Raw genomic sequence first — 16,908 nt, forward strand, 5'->3', positions numbered from 1 at the left:
TCAGCAGACCTTGCCCGCGCCGGCACCGCGGTTGACGACGGACGGCACCGCGCGCGGCGAGTCGACCTTGGTGCGGAGGGTGGGTGTCCAGCCCGCGCCCGACTGGAGCGTCTCGGCGGGGATCTCGGCGTTGTGGACGGCGATCAGGTCGGTCGCACGGCCGTTGACGTAGTTGTTGACGGCGGTGAGCGGGGACTCGCTCCACTTCTTCAGCACCTTGCCCACCGTGGCTCCGGCCGGCAGCGAGATGGCGTTGTCGCTCGCGTACAGCTGCGAGGCCTTGCCGACGCCGAAGAGGTAGTAGTCGGCGCTCTGTGCCTCGCCCACCACGTAGCTGTTGTTGTAGACGTCGACCTGTCCGAAGCGCACGCGCGGGGAGCGCTGCAGGATCCCGTCGAACTTGTTGTGGTGCATGGTGACCTTGAGCTTGCCGCCGTCGGTCGTGGCGGTGCTGTCGCTGTTGCCGATCAGCATGTTCTTGTCGTGGTCCTTGAAGGAGTTCCAGGACACGGTGACGTAGTTGGCGCCGCGCACGATGTCGGTGAGCCCGTCGTGCTGCTGGAAGACCTTGCCGAAGTAGCTCGGCCGCTCGCTGTCGGGGTAGCGGCCGTCGGTGAGGGTGTTGTGGTCGATCCACACGTGGTCGGTGCCGAAGACGACCACGGCGTCGTACTCGGAGTTCCAGTTGCCGGTGTTGTTGTCGTCGGTCGGGTCCCACTTCGGGAAGCAGTCCAGGGGGGCCTCGATGGTGAGGTTGCGCACGATGACGTTCGAGACGGCCTTGATCTGGAGGCTGCCGCCGAGGATGCCGGAGTTCCTGCCGACGCCGACGATGGTGGTGTTGCTGGGGATGGCGGCCTTGATCGCCGAGTCCTGGTTGGCCATTGAGGCGACCCGCGCGTCCTCCTGCGGACCCATGGCGACCTTGTCGTTGCCGTAGACGGCCGGGTCGTAGTCCTTGAGGTACTGCTGGAGGTCGTACCCCCCGGTGGTGAAGGCGTCGCAACCCTCGGACACGGCGTCGATCATGCCCTTGACCTTGATGATCTTGGGTGCGCTGCCACCGTTCTCCAACGCGGCCTTGAACTCCGCCCAGGTGGTGACGGTGTACACGTGGTCGGCGTCGGCGGCCGAACCGCCGGTCGTGCCGCCCGCGTCGGACCCCCAGCCGTCACCGGCGGCGAGCGTCTGGCGGCCGAGGTCGGGGGCCGGAGCGGCGGCCTGGGCGGCGGGGCCGGTGACGGTGAGGACAAGGGCCGTGCAGCCGAGCAGGACGGCGACCTTCATGGTGACATGATCATGACATGTGCGAACGTTCATGGTACGGCTCTCTTTCCGGTGAACGGGGCAGGAGGTCTTGAGGTCTTGAGGTCTTGAGGCAGGTGCTAGACGGCGGCCGGCGGCCAGGTGATCCAGGACTCCGGGATCACGTCGTCGAGGCGGCGCACGTCCCGGCGCGCCAGCACCCGGCGCCGCACCAGTTCGGCGGCGACCAGCCGGGCCACGGCGATGGCACCCGGCGGACTGAAGTGCGTGTTGTCCTGCTCGGTCGCCGTCCAGTTGAAGTACTTCTTCGTCTCCTCGACGCCCAGCTCCTGCCAGAGCGCGATCGACAGGGCCTGGATGTCGAGCAGCGCCACGCTCTCCTCCCCGGCGAGCGCACGCATCGCCGCCGGGTAGTCGCCGTGGGTCGGCACCGCGTTGCCGCTCGCGTCGAACTTTCTCCGCTCGACGGACGTGGCGAGCACCGGCCGGGCACCACGGGCCCGCGCACCGTCGATGTACAGCCTCAGACAGTCCTGGTACGTCGTCCAGGGCTCGGTGTACCGGACGGGGTCGGCGCTCTTCTCGTCGTTGTGCCCGAACTGGATGACCAGGAAGTCACCGGGGGCGATGACACCGAGAATGGCGTCAAGACGCCCCTCGTCGACGAAACTCTTCGAACTGCGCCCGTTCACCGCGTGATTGGCGACAACCAGGTCTTTCTGCAGAAAGAAGGGAAGCGCCATTCCCCACCCGGTCTCGGGCGCGGCGTCAGCGTATTTCTGGGCGGCGGTGGAATCACCGGCGATGTAGAGAGTGCGGCAACGGCGACCGGAATACGCCGAGGCGCTTTCCGCTGCGACGACACCGAGAGGAACAGCAGCTAAAGCGGCCACGGCCACTTGTCTACGGCTAAGAGACACGACGTTGTGCCTTTCAGAAGGGGAAGAGGGCCCCGCGCCCCGTATTTAGGGGCGCGGGGAACTGCGCGACCAGCCACGGCGAACCCGCAGCCAAAACACGACCTAGCTGGACTGCTCATTCCACTCAGCCTGCGCAGCGTTCAGCTGGTCAGCCAACGTGTCCAAAAACTCCTTCGCACTCATCTTCCCGAGCAGCACCTTCTGGTAATTGGGCTCGTTGTCCGCCTTGGAAAGGGTGTTCCAGTCAGGCAGGTAGTACGGCAGCTGTACGATCTTGGTGTCGGCCCCGTTCAGCGCCTCCGCCGCCAGCTTCGTCGGCTCGGCCTTCTGGATCCACTCGTCCTTCGCGGCCTCGGTGTTCGCCGGTATCTGCCCTGCGGACTTGTTGTACTTGGAGTTCTCCTCGTGCGAGACGGCGAACTCGACGAACTTCCAGGCGGCCGTCTTGTTCTTGCTGGACTTGAAGACGCTCAGCCCGTCTACCGGGTTGGAGATCTGCACCCGGCTGCCGTCGTCCTGGGTCGGGCTGGGGATGCCCCGGAACTTGTCGGCGCCCAGTGCCTTCAGGTGATCCTGATAGGAGCCGAGATTGTGACTCAGCATCCCGATGTCACCGCTGTCCCACTGGGCGACCATCTTGGCGAAGTCGTTGTTGACGTCGGCCGACGGAGTGTCCTTCTTGTACAGGGCGACGTACTTCTCCAGGGCCGCCACCATCTTCGGGTCGTTGACGGTGGTCTTGTCGCCGTTCCAGAACGAGCTGATGCCTGCCTGGCTGTACGCCGCGTCCAGGGCCGGCGCGATGGAGCCCTCTCCGCCGCGGATGGTGAAACCGAACTCGTTCTTGCCCTTGTTCGTGAGCTTGTCGGCGGCTTCGTAGAACTTCGTCCAGGTGGTCGGGGCGTCCAGACCCGCCTTCTCGAACAGGTCGGTGCGGTACCACAGAGTGCCGTTGTTGGACGAGGTCGGGATCTGGAACAGGCTCTCACCGCCGCCCGCCGCCCGGCTGCTTTCCACCAGATTCTGGCTCAACTTGCCGTTCAGGGCACTCTCCTTGAGTCGGCTGTCCAGCGGCTCCAGTGCGCCCTGGACCGCGACCCCGGCGAGCATCGCTGTGCCCACCCCGCCGACGTCGGGCAGGCCACCGCCCTGGATGGCGGTGTCGTACTTGGACTGAGCACTCGCGGCGGGGATGCCGACGTACTTGACCTTGATGTCCGGGTTCGCCTTCTCGAAGTCCGCGATGATCTCCTTCCAGATGTCGGTGCGGACACCACCGTTGTTGTCCCAGAAGGTGACCTCGCCCTTGCCCGAGCCCTCGTTGCCCTTGTCCCCGGCCGCTCCGCTGCCGTCGTCACCGCAGGCGGTGGCGGTCAGGGCGAGCACGGAACCCAGGGCCACGGCGATGGCCGCGCGCCTGCTTCTGCGGATGCTGATCTTCATTGGTCGGCACTCTCTCTTCTGGATCAATCGGAGACTATGAAGTTGTGGGGGGTCAGCGGCGGGCGTACGGAGCCCAGCCGTCCGTACCGCGCAGATACTCGGCGACGGTGTACGAGGCGGCGTCGGCCTCGCTCAACTGCGGCCGGTCGGCGGTCACTCGGGCGCCGGCTCCGTAGGTCCCGTACTCGGTGAAGCGGGCGTCCCTCCAGGAGAAGCCGCTCATGTCGGTCCACGGCGAGGCCTTGACCGCGGCGGGCAGCTCGGTGTCCCGGAAGAGGACCTGGGCCACGGCGTTCGGCTCGCCGCCCGGGTGCCAGGGCCGGCCGAGGCGGAAGGAGTCGGCGGGGGCGTCGCTCACCACCTTCGAGCGGGTGATCAGGAAACCGTACGGATTGCCCGTCCAGGTCGAAGCGGCGGTGATGTAGCCGTTGTTGGTGGCGGAGCCGCGGCTCAGCGCGCGGATCACCGACCGTTCGACGACGGTCGTCGCCCGCCCGTAGATGAAGTCGACGTCGCCCTCGATGTACGAGTCGCGCACGTAGACCCGGCTGATCACGTCCAGCTTGGGGCTGTCGGTCATCAGCGTGTCCTGGTTGCCGAGGAAGGCGGTGTTCTCGAAGACGATGCGGTCGCCGGTCGTCTTCATCGCGAGCGCCTGCTCGCCCTTCAGCTCGACCGCGGCCTCGTCGAAGTCGTTGCTGAAGGTGAGGTTGCGGGCGGTGACGTCGTTCGCGGCGATCCGGACCGTCGCGCTGCCCGTCGAACCGCCGTACTCGGCAGGCGTGTTGTACACGATGACGGTGTCGGAGCGCTTCCGTCCGGTCCCCTGGAGCAGGATGTTCGACTTGCCGGCCGGGACGAACACCTTCTCGCGGTAGGTGCCCGGCGCGACGGCGACGGTCACCGGACCGGCGTTGCCGACGGGCACGGCGTCCACGGCGGCCTGGACGGTCGGATAGTCGGCGGGGACGTTGAGCGTCACCCCGGCGCCGATCCGCGCCTGCGGCCCGGAGAAGCGCTTGACCAGCGCCGGTACGGCGGCGGCCGGGTCCAGCCGGTAGGCGTAGAAGTCACGCGGCTCGAAGGCCGTACCCCAGGCGTCCTGCCGGCCGCTGACGTTCTTCAGGATCGACCCGCGCTGCACCAACTCGGCGGTGGCGTCCGCCTGGTAGGGGTGCTGGACTCCGTCGTAGTAGCTGTTCTCGATGACCATCTTCGTCCTGCCGCGCGACCAGTTGCCGTACGTCCAGACGGGATCGCCGTCGGCGACCTGGGCCGACACGTAGTTGTTGTAGAGGTGCGCGTAGGCGCAGTTGTCGGCGGACGGGTTGCGCTGCTTCGTGCCCGTGAACCAGTTGTGGTCGATGGTGATCTGGGTGAGCACGTTGGGTGTCCAGCCGATCCCGAACGCCTTGTTGTGGTTGGCGAACTGGTTGTCGGAGACGGTGATGTACTGGCTGTCCTTGCGGATGTCGAGCAGCCCGTCGCCCATGTGCGCGAAGCGGTTGTGGTCGATCCAGACATGGTCGACGGTGTCCATCTGGATGGCGTCGAAGTCGGTCGTCTTGCCGTCCCAGTCGCCCTCGACGTACGAGTCACGGATCGTCAGATTGCGGATGATCACGTTGCGGGTGCCGGGGTTCAGGTGCAGCTCGCCGTGGACGATCTCGCCGGTGTCGCCGACGCCGATGATCGTCTTGTTCGAGGTGACGACGACATCGGATCCGAAGGGCGCCACGGCGACCGAGCCCGCGACCCGGATGATGTACGGCTCCTCGGCCGCCGCGTACTTCACCAGCGAGGCCTGGTCGGTGACCGTGACGACCCTGCCGCCCGCGCCGCCGGTGGTGCCACCGGCGAGGGAGGCGAAACCGTGCGGCCGGTCGGTCCAGCGGGGGGCCGGCGTCGTGGTGCCCCCTGTCCCGGTGCCCCCCGTCGTGGAGGTGGCGGCCGAGGTCTCACCGGCCGCCCCGAGGCCCAGAGCGGCCACCAGAGCGACGACCGCTGCCAGAGTCCTGCCGACAGGTCTACTGGCACCCGGTAAGCGCTTGCTAGGGAAGTGCGTCATTGCGGCTCCCAACAGGCATACGAATAAGGTGCGTTACAAGGAACTGACTCTGAACTGCGTGAACGTGGCCGCGCCGGCGTGTCCCCCGCCCACGGGTGCGAGCGCGAAGAGCCCGAGCAGGGCACCGACCCAGCGCCAGGGGGTGGCTGCGAACACCGGCCCGGACGGTTCCCAGCCGTCCCCGGCGCCGAGGTCGTACGCGAACCGGCAGCGGGCCCCCGCCCCGATCGCGATCCGCAGCCGGACCCTGCCCTCGGGAACCGTCCGCGGCCGACCGGCGTCCCGCTCGCGCTCGGCGACGGACTCCGCGAACCGGTGGACGAGCCGGACAGTCCCGTCGTCGGCCCGCTCCAGGCCGATCCAGCCGAAGGAGTCGCCCAGCAGGGCCAGCCCGGCCCGCGCCCCCGGCTCCTCGCTGTCGAGCCGCAGCTCCACCTCGGCATCGCATACGATGCCGGGCAGCCGCTGGGTAAGGATGTTCGGGAGTTTCCGCAGGTCATGGGCGTCGGCGCTGCGTACGCAGCTCAGCCGCAGCCCGTCCCCCGAGTGCTGGGTGGCCCAGCCGTCCTGCGGGTTGGCCGTCCACTGCCACTGGCGGCCGTACCGTCCGCCGGGGAAGTCGTCGTCGGTGGCGGGCGCGGCGGGCGGCTGCACCGGCAGATCGGGCTTGCGGTGTACGGCGACGGGGGCGCCGGCGTCACCCATGACGGGCCAGCCGTCGGCGTCCCAGCTCATCGGCTGAAGGTGCACGACACGGCCGTACGGGCCGCGCTGCTGGAAGTGCAGGAACCAGTCCTCGCCTGCCGAGGTGCGCGCCCAGCCACCCTGGTGGGGCCCGTTGACGTCGGTGTCCCCCTGCTCCAGGACGATCCGCTCCTCGTACGGCCCGAAGAAGTCACGGGAGCGCAGGGCGCCCTGCCAGCCGGTCTCCACTCCCCCGGCGGGCGCCAGGATCCAGAACCAGCCGTCGTGCTTGTAGAGCTTCGGGCCCTCCAGGGTGAACCAGCCGGGGATGCGGTCGCCGTCGACGATCACCTTGCCCTCGTCCAGAAGTCCCGTGCCCTCGGGGTGCATTCGGTGGCCGGTGAGCCTGTTCTTCACGCCCGACCGGGACCTGGCCCAGGCGTGCACGAGATACGCCTCGCCGGTCTCCTCGTCCCACAGCGGGCACGCGTCGATCAACCCCTTGCCCTCCTTGACCAGGTGCGGGCTGGTCCAAGGGCCGCGTACGGCCGGGGCGTTGACCTGGTAGATGCCGTGGTCGGGGTCGCCCCAGAAGATCCAGAAGCGGTCGTCGTGATACCTCAACGAAGGTGCCCAGACCCCGCAGTCGTGGCGCGGAACCGTGAACTCGGCGGCCGGCTGCAGTCGTTCGAGGGCATGGCCGACGAGGGTCCAGTTGACGAGGTCCCGGGAGTGGAGAAGGGGCAGGCCGGGTGCCCGGCCGAAGCTGGACGCGGTGAGGTAGAAGTCGTCGTCGACGCGGAGGACGTCCGGGTCGGACCAGTCCGCGTTCAGGACCGGGTTGCGGTAAGTCCCGTCGCCGAGATCGGCACCGGTGATCACGGGCTCACCGCCTTCCGTACGAGAGCCGCGGCCTCGCCCCGGTCGAGGCGCCCGTCGGCGACGACGGTGACGATCCGGCGTACGGCGGTCTCGCCCGGCCCGATCGGCAGCCGTTCGTCGGACGCGAGCGACGAGCCGACCCCCGGGTACTCCTCGGCCCGGACGAACCACGGGTCGCGGCGCGTCTGTTCGGTGGCTCCGGCGAAGACGAGCGTCCAGTTGGTGCCGGCCAGGGCGAGCCAGTCGGCGCGAGTGCCGTGGACCGCCGACTCGCCCTCGGTGACGGCCGTGAAGACGTCGGGGGCGGCGGCCTCCTTGCGGGCCCGCCAGAAGAAGCCGCCGTAGGCCGCGCCGGGGCGGCCGTTGGTGGCCGGGCTGCCGATGGAGAGGGGCGCGGAGGTGATGTTGGTGAGGGAGAAGGTGAAGTCCAACGCCCAGGCGGAGGCGGTGAGTTCGGTGGCGGCGACCGTACGGCGTTCGCGCAGCAGTTCACCGGCGCCGACCATCCAGCGGAGTTCCTCGACGAAGCCGTCGGGGTCGCGGAGCTGGTAGGCGGTGTGCCGCTGGGCGCCGTGGTTGTCCAGCTCGGTCGGTCCCTGGTCCCGTACGTAGGTGCGCCCGCCCCAGAAGTTGTTCCCCTCGACGTCGGGTATGGCGACACCGACGCCGAGGTGGTGGGTGTGGTCGGCGGGGCTGAGCTCGGTGACAGCGGTGCCGGCCAGGGTGGTGACGGGGTGCAGATACGGGCGGGGCGCGTGGCGGAGCGGCAGCTCCGGCCGGCCGGTGTAGCGGCCGACCGGGCGGCCCGCGACCCGCAGGACCAGCGACTCGTTGGGCATCTGGTTCATCAGGTGCTCACCTCTTTGGGGAGCGCCCAGGGGGCGCCCAGCTCGGAGTAGAGGGAGAGGGTGTCGGCCGCTGCGGCGACCAGACCGTCGATGCCGGGTACCACTCGGCGCGGAGTCTCGCCGGGTGCGAACTCCCAGGCATCCGAAGGGAGTTGGGCCGGGTCGGGAGCCTGCCGGATCGCCTCGACGACCCGCATGAAGGCGCCCGTCTCGTCGGGCACGACCAGCAGTTCGGCGCCCTCGGTGAGGTGGTCGACGAGGTTCTCCAGCAGGTCGGTGCGGTCGTACTCGTACTCCTCCGGGCCGTGTCCGGAGCGCTGGAGGAGCACGCGGTCCTGCTTGTACCAGAAGGTGATCCGGCCGCTGGTGCCGTGCACGAGGACGTACGGGTCGTCCGGGTGCTCGGCGCACAGGGTGGCGGCGACGGTGACCGGGACGCCGTTCGCGGTGGTGACGCGGACGCAGGAGGTGTCGTCGGACTCGATGTCGTTGGCGCGCAGCAGCTCGGTCTCGATGCCGGTGACGTCCTCGGCGCGGGTGCTGCCGCCGAGGGCGAGGCCGGTGGCGACGGCGTGCGCGAGCGGGTTGGTGAGGGCGCCGTCGATGACGTCCACACCGTTCAGCCTGCGCTTGCCGGCCCAGGGCGCGCGCCGGTAGTACGCCTCGTCGCGCGCCCACGCGCCCGCCCCGCCTACGCCGGTCACCGTACCGATGGCGCCCTCGGCGATCAGTTCCCGGATCGCGGGCAGGGCGTGCGAGCCGAGCGACTGGAAGCCGATCTGGCAGGCGACCCCGGCCGCCGCGACCCCGTCGGCCATCCGCCGGAACTCGGCGTACGACGGCGCCGGCGGCTTCTCGAGGAGCAGGTGCACGCCCTTGGCGGCGGCGATGAGCGCGAGGTCGGTGTGGGTGGGGATCGGTGTGCAGATCACGGCGATGGCGGCGCCGGTGGAGTCGAGGAGCGCGCCGAAGTCGGCGGACTGTTCGGGCGTGCCGAGGCCGTCGAGCTCCTCGTCGGTCATCGGGGTGAGTTCGCAGACGCCTGCCAGCCGGACGAGTCCCTTGTCCTGGAGCCGGCGGATGTTCGCGAGATGCCAGTGCCCGTGGCCGCGTGCTCCCGCGAGCACTACCGGAACCGGGGTGACCTGACGAGTGGCCGTCGGTGTCGTGTTCATGTGTGCCTCCCTGCGCCCGCGCCGCGTGCCACCTCTCGGTCGGCCGTGTCGGCGCTGTCGATCTTTGTGTGCAGGGTAGGCGTCCAGCCGACGTCGGCTGTGAGGTCGCGCTCGCTGCCCGAGTTGTAGGCGTTGTAGATGGTCAGAAGATCGACGGGGAAGCCGTTGAAGAGGGTGCCCGTCTGGTGCAGGGCGGTGCCGTTCCAGCTCTTGACCAGGTCGGCGGCCTCGACGTGCCCGGGGGCGGTGAAGGCGTTGTTCTCGGCGTACACGGCGGACTCCGTGGAGACTCCCAGGGAGTAGCGGTAGTCGTCGCCGTGGTCGATCAGATAGCGGTTGTTGTAGACGTGCACCTGTCCGAAGCGGACCCGCGGGGCGCGCTGGGTCAGCGAGCGGAACTCGTTGTGGTGCAGGGTGACCCGGAGTTTCCCTCGGTCGCCGGTGGCCGTGTCGCCGCTGCCGATGAGCATCGCCTTGTCGTGGTCGGCGAACCGGCTCCAGGAGACGGTGACCAGGTCGGAGCCGTTGGTGATGTCCAACAGGCCGTCGTGGCGCAGGTAGTTGCGGGCGAAGTAGGTGGGCTCGTCGGCGTCCGGGTGGCCCTTGTCGGAGGCGGTGACGTGGTCGACCCAGACATGGGTGGCGCCGTTCAGCCAGAGGGTGTCGTAGGCCGTCTTCCAGTCGCCCAGGCCACCGGAGTTGGGCTGCCAGACGGGGAAGCAGTCGTAGGCGTCGCGCAGTTCGAGGTTGCGGACGATCACGTTGTCCGCGTTCCTGATCTGGAGGCTCGCCCCCTTGAGCACGACGCCCGAACCGAGCCCGACGATGGTCGTGTTGGACCCGACGGGCAGCACGACCCGCTCGGCCTGCCGGGCCGCCGCGACCTGCCGGGCCTCCTCCTGCGTCCCGCTGGGCCTTGCGGAACCCCAGGTGCGGGGGTCGTACGCGGCGAGATAGTCGCGCACGGTGTACCCGGTGCCGTCCGCGTAGTCCCCGCACCCCAAGTGCCCGCCGCCGTCAGCGGTGTTGGCGTCGATCGTCCCCGTGACACGGATGATCTTCGGGGTGGCGCTGCCGCCGTCGAGGGCGCGGACCAGTTCACCGCGGCTCCGTACGGTGAACACATGGGCGTCGTCCGCCGCCGCCCCGCCGGTGGTGCCACCGTCGGCGGCGGCCCAGCCGTCGTTCGCGGGCAGGGTGTCGCGGCTGAGGTCGCGGGCGTCGGCGCCGGCCGGGGTGCTCAGCGCGGCGCCCAACAGCCCTATGGCGGCGGCCACTTGCAGAAGGCGTCTCATCCCTTCACCGCCCCCGCACTGAAGCCGGTGATCAGCCACTTCTGGATGAAGGCGAAGACGATCACCACGGGTACGGCGGCGATGATGCCGCCCGCCGCGAGGGCGCCCAGGTCGACGCTGTCCGCGCTCATCAGGGTGTTGAGGCCGACCGGGATGGTCTGCTTGCCCTGGTCGCTGAGGAACATCAGGGCGAACAGGAAGTGGTTCCAGGAGTGCACGAAGGCGAAGGAGCCGACGGCGATCAACCCGGGCCGCAGCAGGGGCAGTACGACGATCCGGAACGCGGTGAAGCGGTTGCAGCCGTCGACCCAGGCGGCCTCCTCCAGGGTGTACGGCACGTTCTTGATGAAGCCGCTGATGAGGATCATCGACAGCGGGAGCTGGAAGACCGTCTCGGCGATGATGACCGCGCCCAGCGAGTTGATCATCTGCAGCTGGGCGAAGATCTGGAACAGCGGCACCAGCAGCAGGGCGCCCGGCACGAACTGGGAGCAGAGCAGGGCCAGCATGAAGGCGCGCTTGACCTTGAAGTCGAAGCGGGCGAGGGCGTAGCCGCCGGCCAGGGCGACGAGCGTCGTCATCACCAACGTGGCGAGGCCGACGAGGATGCTGTTCTCGAAGTACGTGCCGAAGCTTCGCTCGGTCCACACCTTCTCGAAGTGGTCGTTGGTCATCGGCCAGGGGACCAGGGAGGTCGAACCGGCCGGACGCAGCGCGAAGAGGAGGATCCAGTAGAAGGGGATGAGGGTGAAGACGAGGTAGATCCCCAGCGGGAGGTAGATCTGCCAGCGCGGGGCCTCGTCCCAGGCGCGGCGCTGCTTCTTCTGCGGGCGCGGCGGCTCGGGGACGTCGTCCACGGGCGTGGGCACGATCGCGGTGGCTTCCTTGGTGATCACTTGCTCTCCCCTCCGAACTTGCTGAGCCGCAGGTAGACGATCGAGAAGAAGAGCAGGATCACGAACGCGACCGTGGTGAGGGCGGAGGCGTAGCCGAAGTTGTGCGCGTCGACGCTGGTGTTGGCGATGTAGAGCGGGAGTGTCGTGGTCTCGCCGGCCGGCCCGCCGCCCGTGAGGGTGTAGAGGAGGTCGACGTTGTTGAACTCCCAGACCGCGCGCAGCAGCGTGGACAGGACGATGGCGTCCTTGAGGTGCGGCAGCGTGATGTGCCAGAACTGCTTGAACCGGCTGGCGCCGTCGACCTCGGCGGCCTCGTACAGGTCCTTGGAGACGGACTGGAGGTCGGCCAGGATGAGGATCGCGAAGAAGGGCACGCCTCGCCAGAGGTCGGCGACGATCGCCGCCGGGAACACGGTGGCGGTGTCCGACAGCCAGCTCGTCCCGTACGTCCCGATGCCGGCGTCCGCGAGGTAACGGGTGATGCCCGTCTGGGAGTTGTAGAGCAGTACCCAGATCGCGGAGGTGAGGACGCCCGAGACGGCCCAGGGCGAGAAGACCAGCGCGCGGCCGATCGACCGCCCCACGAAGGTCTGGTTGACGATGAGCGCGAGTGCCAGCCCGAACATCAGCTGCAGGCCGACCTCGACGACGACCCACTTGCCGCTGAAGACCAGGGTGTCCCAGAACTGGGGGTCGTCGGTGAAGGCGTGCGTGAAGTTGTCGAATCCCGCGAAGCCGTTGCGCCAGGGCTTGGTGGGGTTGAAGTTCTGCAGGCTGTAGTAGAAGACGCTGAGGACCGGGTAGGCGATGAAGCCCAGCATGAGCAGGGCGGCCGGTGCGATCAGCAGGTAGGGGAGCCTTCGCGGCGTCGCGGAGGCACGCCGCCGCCGGGGTGGCGTGGGCGGTTTCGCCACGACTGCGGCTTGGGCCATGACTGGTCTCCGTTCTCGGTACGTCGTGCGTGCGTTGAACGTGCGTCGTGCGTGCGTCGTACGGGAAGCGCTTTCTCGATGTGCGGAGGTCGGCCCCTTTCGCGGTACGGGGTGCCTCTTGCTGTAGTGCGGCGGGTGGGTGGTGGCTTGTCGCGCGGTTCCCCGCGCCCCTGGGTGGGCTGACTCAACCTGCGTAAGGATCTGGGGACTTGCCCGGCCTGGCCAGGAACTCGAAGTCGCAGCCGGTGTCGGCCTGGGTGATCTGCTCGTTGTAGAGCGCGCCGTAACCGCGCTCGTACCGTTCGGCCGGCGGCGTCCACTCCGCCCGCCTGCGCGCCAACTCGTCGTCGTCCACGTTGAGTTGGAGTGACCTTCCCTCGACGTCGAGGGTGATGGTGTCGCCGGTGCGGACGAGCGCGAGCGGCCCGCCGACATGCGACTCGGGGGCCACGTGCAGCACGCACGTGCCGTAACTGGTGCCGCTCATCCGGGCGTCGGAGATCCGCACCATGTCCCGTACGCCCTGCTTGAGCAGGTGGTCGGGGATGGGCAGCATCCCGTACTCGGGCATGCCCGGGCCGCCCTTGGGGCCGGAGCCGCGCAGCACCAGGACGGTGTCGGCGCTGATGCCCAACTCCGGGTCGTTGATGGTGCGTTGCATGGTGCGGTAGTCGTCGAAGACGACCGCGCGTCCGGTGTGCTTGAGCAGGTGCGGCTCAGCGGAGATGTGCTTGATGACGGCGCCGTCCGGACAGAGGTTGCCACGCAGGACGGCGACCCCGCCCTCGTTCGCGACCGGCTTGTCGCGCGGCCGGATGACCTCGTCGTTGTGCACCTGCGCGCCGTCGAGCTGCTCGCGCATGCTGTCGTACGACACCGTCGGCCGGTCCAGATGGAGCAGGTCGGTGATCCGGGAGAGGAATCCGGGCAGGCCACCGGCGAAGTGGAAGTCCTCCATGAGGTACGTCTGTCCGCCGGGCCGTACGTTGGCGAGTACGGGCACGGTCCGCGCGATGCGGTCGAAGTCGTCGAGGGTGAGCCGGACACCGGCCCGGCCCGCCATGGCGATCAGATGGATCACGGCGTTGGTGGAGCCGCCGAGGCCGAGGACGGTCGTGACCGCGTCGGTGAAGGCGTCGGCGGTGAGGATGTCGCTCAACTTGCGGTCCTGGTGGACCAGTTCGACGATCCTCAGGCCAGACGCGGCGGCCATCCGGTCGTGCCCGGAGTCGACGGCGGGGATGCTGGACGCCCCCGGCACGGTCACCCCGAGCGCCTCGGCGGCGGCGGTGAGCGTGGACGCCGTACCCATGGTCATGCAGTGACCGGGGGAACGGGCGAGCCCGCTCTCCAGCTCCGTCATCTCGCAGTCACCGATGAGTCCGGCACGCTTGTCGTCCCAGTACTTCCACATGTCGGTGCCGGAGCCGAGGACCTCGTTGCGCCAGTGCCCCGGCAGCATGGGCCCGGCGGGCACGAAGACGGCCGGCAGGTCGACGGACGCGGCACCCATCAGCAGGGCGGGCGTCGACTTGTCGCAGCCGCCCATCAGGACGGCCCCGTCGACCGGGTACGAGCGCAGCAGCTCCTCCGTCTCCATGGCGAGGAGGTTGCGGTAGAGCATGGGGGTCGGCTTCTGGAAGGTCTCGCTGAGCGTGGAGACCGGGAACTCCAGCGGGAATCCGCCCGCCTGCCACACGCCCCGCTTCACGGCCTGCGCCCGGTCACGGAGGTGCACATGACAGGGGTTGATGTCCGACCAGGTGTTGAGAATCGCGATGACGGGCTTGCCGAGATGCTCCTCGGGGAGATAGCCGAGCTGGCGGGTACGGGCCCGGTGGCTGAAGGAACGCAGCCCGTCAGTCCCGTACCACTGATGGCTTCGCAGCTCCTCGGGCGCCTTGCGCACCTGGTCGGGCTTCATATGGACCACCCGGCGGCTATCTCGGCGACCTCGGCGCGTTCGTCCTCGGGCAGTGCACGGCTCGGCGGGCGGACGTCGCGGCGGCACAGGCCGAGGGAGGCGAGGGCCTCCTTGACGACGGTCACGTTGTTCGCGGAGGCGTTGGCGCCGCGCAGCTCCTCGAAGCGGCGGATCTGCTCCCAGACCTTCATGGCACCCGGGTAGTCCCCCGATCGAAGCGCTTCGATCATGTTCAGCGAAACGGCCGGGGCGACGTTCACCAGCCCGGAGGTGAAGCCGGTGGCGCCCGCCGAGAAGTAGGAGGGCGCATAGGGCTCGGCGAGCCCGGCCACCCACACGAAGCGTTCGAGCCCGGCGTCACGGGCGAAGGCGGCGAAGCGGGCGGCGTCCGGGACGGCGTACTTCACGCCGATGACATTGGGGCAGACATCGGCGAGTTCGGCGAGCCGGAGCCCGCTGAGCGAGGCGTTGCGGATGTACGGAACGACGCCCAGCTCCGGTACGGCCTCGGCGATGGCCCGGTGGTAGTCGACCCAGCCGCCCTCGGAGACGTACGGGTGGATGGGCTGGTGGACCATCACCATCGCGGCCCCGTTGTCCTGGGCGTGCCGGGCTGCGGCCACCGCCGTCGGGACGTCGTGGCCGACGCCGACGAGGATCACGGTCCGGTCGCCGACCTCGTCGACGGTCAACTCGGTGACCAGGCGCCGCTCTTCGGGGGTCAGGGTGTAGAACTCGCCCGTGTTGCCGTTCGGCGTGAGGGTGGTGACGCCGCCGTCGACCAGTCGGCGCAGCAGGGCCCGGTGAGCGCTCTGGTCGACGGTGCCGTCCTCGGCGAACGGGGTCACCGGGATCGCCACCACGTCGGCCAGGGCCGCCCGTTGTGCCTCGAACGCCACGCCGCTCATTCCTGACCGCCCTCTCCCTGGACCTCGGACTCCCCTGCCGGGTAAGCCCGTTGCACGAACGACTCGATATGGGCGTGCAGGGCACGCGCCGCACCGTCGGAGTCACCGGCGAGGGCGAGCCGCAGGATCTCCCGGTGCTCGTCCGCCTCCCGCTCCCACGAGGGGTTGGCGGCCCAGGCGACGGCGGAGACCAGGGCCGCCTGGTCGCGCACCTCGTCGAGCATCCGGCCGAGCAGCGGATTGCCGCACCGGACGTACAGGGAGCGGTGGAACTCCCGGTTGGCCAGGGACCGTTCGGCCGTGTCGGTGGCCTCGTCGGCCCTGTTCAGCGCATCCCGAGCGGCGTCGAGCGAGGCTCCTCTGCGGACGGACCGCTTGAGGGCCTCCGGCTCGAGGAGCAGCCGTACGTCGTAGACCTCGCGCGCCATGTCCGCGTCCACCATGCGCACCGTGACGCCCTTGTACTGGTTCATCACGACGAGCCCGGTGCCGGCCAGTGTCTTGAGCGCCTCGCGCACCGGGGTCTTCGACACCCCGAACTGTGCGGCGAGCTCGGTCTCGACCAGGGCCTGCCCCGGCGTCAACTGTCCGGTGAGGATGCGGTGTTTGATCCCCTCCAGCACGAACTGCGTGCGGGACGGGATCGGCGTGGGCACAGAGGTCATGCGTGCCTCTCGGAGCTTGACGGACCTGATCCACCGGATCAGATCTCGCGTATCGGATCTCACATATCGCGTCTCATATATGACGTACGAAGTACGACGGCTTGAAGGTAGGAGGGGCGCCGTGTTTCGTCAACGCTTCTGACAAAGGAAGTTGAGATGTCGCTCCCGCGAGGCGCGAGAGCCGGATGAGGCCCGGTGAGGTCAGATGAGCTTCGTGGTGCCTTCGAACGCCGTGTCGGTGGGCCCGCCGAAGACGGCGGCGGCGCGGTCGGTGGCCGCCTGGGGGGTGAGCGTGGGCCCGACGTGCGTGATGAGCAGCGAGGCGGCCCCCTTCGCGTAGGCGCCCGCGTCCTCCGGCGTCAGATGAACCTGTTCGCCATCGCCATCATCGTGCCGGTCGATGTCGGCCTCGCACAGGAACAGGTCGGCGCCTCGGGCGAGTTCGGCGAGCGCCTCGCAGGGCCCGGTGTCCCCGGAGTACGCGAGAGCCTTCCCCTGCGACTCGGCGCGCAGCCCGTACGCCTCCATGCCGTGGGAGACGGCTCGGGTGGTGAGGCGCAGGTTCCAGTGCCGGACCGTGTGGCCGTCGTGCAGCGGCCTGAAGTCGAGGATTCCGCTCAGGAAGCCGAGGTTGGGCTGTCCGAAGAACCCCGCGATCCGGCGCGCGCACTCTCGGGGCGCGTAGACGGGGATCGGCGAGGGCGGGGTCATCCCGCCGTACGCGAACCCGTACACGGCGGCGAGCAGATCGGCGTTGTGGTCGGCGTGCAGATGGGAGATCCAGATCGCGGTGAGCCGTGCGGGATCGGTGTGCCTCTGCAATTCCGCGAAGGTGCCGGGCCCGGCGTCCATCCACACCTCGGCACCACCGCCGCGCACCAGATAGCCGGAGCAGGGACGTCCCGGCGCCGGATGCGGAGAGGCGGTGCCGAGGACGGTGAGGCTCAGGGGCATGCCCGGAGCGTACGGGGCGGTGCGGGCGGCTGTACGGGGTTTGGCGTG

At 69.1% G+C, this 16,908-nt stretch carries 14 protein-coding genes; all 14 read right to left on the reverse strand.

Annotated features, from left to right (window positions below; all coding sequences use genetic code 11):
- The 14 genes from OG241_RS13275 to OG241_RS13340 all read right to left on the reverse strand — a co-directional run bounded on the left by OG241_RS13275 (nucleotide 1) and on the right by OG241_RS13340 (nucleotide 16,860).
- A complete protein-coding gene (locus OG241_RS13275) occupies nucleotides 1–1,320 on the reverse strand; it encodes a polysaccharide lyase family 1 protein (RefSeq protein ID WP_405815488.1) in 1,320 nt (439 codons plus the stop codon).
- A gap of 65 nt (nucleotides 1,321–1,385) precedes the next feature.
- Nucleotides 1,386–2,186, reverse strand: coding sequence for a rhamnogalacturonan acetylesterase (locus OG241_RS13280; protein WP_405815489.1), 801 nt, complete (start codon nucleotides 2,184–2,186; stop codon nucleotides 1,386–1,388).
- Between the two features lie 102 nt (nucleotides 2,187–2,288).
- Complete coding sequence (locus tag OG241_RS13285; protein ID WP_405815490.1) at nucleotides 2,289–3,629, reverse strand: ABC transporter substrate-binding protein; 1,341 nt, start codon at nucleotides 3,627–3,629, stop codon at nucleotides 2,289–2,291.
- A 52-nt stretch (nucleotides 3,630–3,681) separates the two neighbouring features.
- On the reverse strand, nucleotides 3,682–5,697 hold the full coding sequence (locus tag OG241_RS13290; protein WP_405815491.1) for a pectinesterase family protein: 2,016 nt from the start codon (nucleotides 5,695–5,697) through the stop codon (nucleotides 3,682–3,684).
- 33 nt (nucleotides 5,698–5,730) lie between these two features.
- The gene (locus OG241_RS13295; protein WP_405815492.1) at nucleotides 5,731–7,263 is read right to left on the reverse strand and encodes a glycoside hydrolase 43 family protein; all 1,533 of its coding nucleotides are present in this window, start codon (nucleotides 7,261–7,263) and stop codon (nucleotides 5,731–5,733) included.
- Nucleotides 7,260–8,111: a PmoA family protein gene (locus tag OG241_RS13300; RefSeq protein WP_405815494.1), complete on the reverse strand. Its 852-nt coding sequence runs from the start codon at nucleotides 8,109–8,111 to the stop codon at nucleotides 7,260–7,262. The genes OG241_RS13295 and OG241_RS13300 overlap by 4 nt, the downstream gene beginning before the upstream one ends.
- Nucleotides 8,111–9,286 carry a Gfo/Idh/MocA family protein gene (locus tag OG241_RS13305; protein WP_405815496.1) on the reverse strand — a complete coding sequence of 392 codons (1,176 nt, stop codon included), beginning with the start codon at nucleotides 9,284–9,286 and terminating at the stop codon, nucleotides 8,111–8,113. Before OG241_RS13305 ends, OG241_RS13300 begins: the two co-directional genes overlap by 1 nt.
- A complete protein-coding gene (locus tag OG241_RS13310; protein ID WP_405815497.1) occupies nucleotides 9,283–10,581 on the reverse strand; it encodes a polysaccharide lyase family 1 protein in 1,299 nt (432 codons plus the stop codon). The genes OG241_RS13305 and OG241_RS13310 overlap by 4 nt, the downstream gene beginning before the upstream one ends.
- On the reverse strand, nucleotides 10,578–11,477 hold the full coding sequence (locus tag OG241_RS13315) for a carbohydrate ABC transporter permease (RefSeq protein WP_405815498.1): 900 nt from the start codon (nucleotides 11,475–11,477) through the stop codon (nucleotides 10,578–10,580). The genes OG241_RS13310 and OG241_RS13315 overlap by 4 nt, the downstream gene beginning before the upstream one ends.
- Nucleotides 11,474–12,409, reverse strand: coding sequence for a carbohydrate ABC transporter permease (locus tag OG241_RS13320; RefSeq protein WP_405815499.1), 936 nt, complete (start codon nucleotides 12,407–12,409; stop codon nucleotides 11,474–11,476). Before OG241_RS13320 ends, OG241_RS13315 begins: the two co-directional genes overlap by 4 nt.
- 184 nt (nucleotides 12,410–12,593) lie before the next feature.
- Nucleotides 12,594–14,333 carry an L-arabinonate dehydratase gene (araD, locus tag OG241_RS13325; RefSeq protein WP_405815501.1) on the reverse strand — a complete coding sequence of 580 codons (1,740 nt, stop codon included), beginning with the start codon at nucleotides 14,331–14,333 and terminating at the stop codon, nucleotides 12,594–12,596.
- On the reverse strand, nucleotides 14,330–15,241 hold the full coding sequence (locus OG241_RS13330; RefSeq protein ID WP_405815502.1) for a dihydrodipicolinate synthase family protein: 912 nt from the start codon (nucleotides 15,239–15,241) through the stop codon (nucleotides 14,330–14,332). Before OG241_RS13330 ends, araD begins: the two co-directional genes overlap by 4 nt.
- The gene (locus OG241_RS13335) at nucleotides 15,238–15,906 is read right to left on the reverse strand and encodes a GntR family transcriptional regulator (protein WP_405815503.1); all 669 of its coding nucleotides are present in this window, start codon (nucleotides 15,904–15,906) and stop codon (nucleotides 15,238–15,240) included. Before OG241_RS13335 ends, OG241_RS13330 begins: the two co-directional genes overlap by 4 nt.
- A 201-nt stretch (nucleotides 15,907–16,107) precedes the next feature.
- Nucleotides 16,108–16,860, reverse strand: a complete 753-nt coding sequence (locus OG241_RS13340) for an MBL fold metallo-hydrolase (RefSeq protein WP_405815504.1) — start codon at nucleotides 16,858–16,860, stop codon at nucleotides 16,108–16,110.
- Nucleotides 16,861–16,908: the final 48 nt, after the last annotated feature.

Origin of the sequence: Streptomyces sp. NBC_01390, assembly GCF_045040105.1 — a bacterium.
GTDB lineage: Bacteria > Actinomycetota > Actinomycetes > Streptomycetales > Streptomycetaceae > Streptomyces.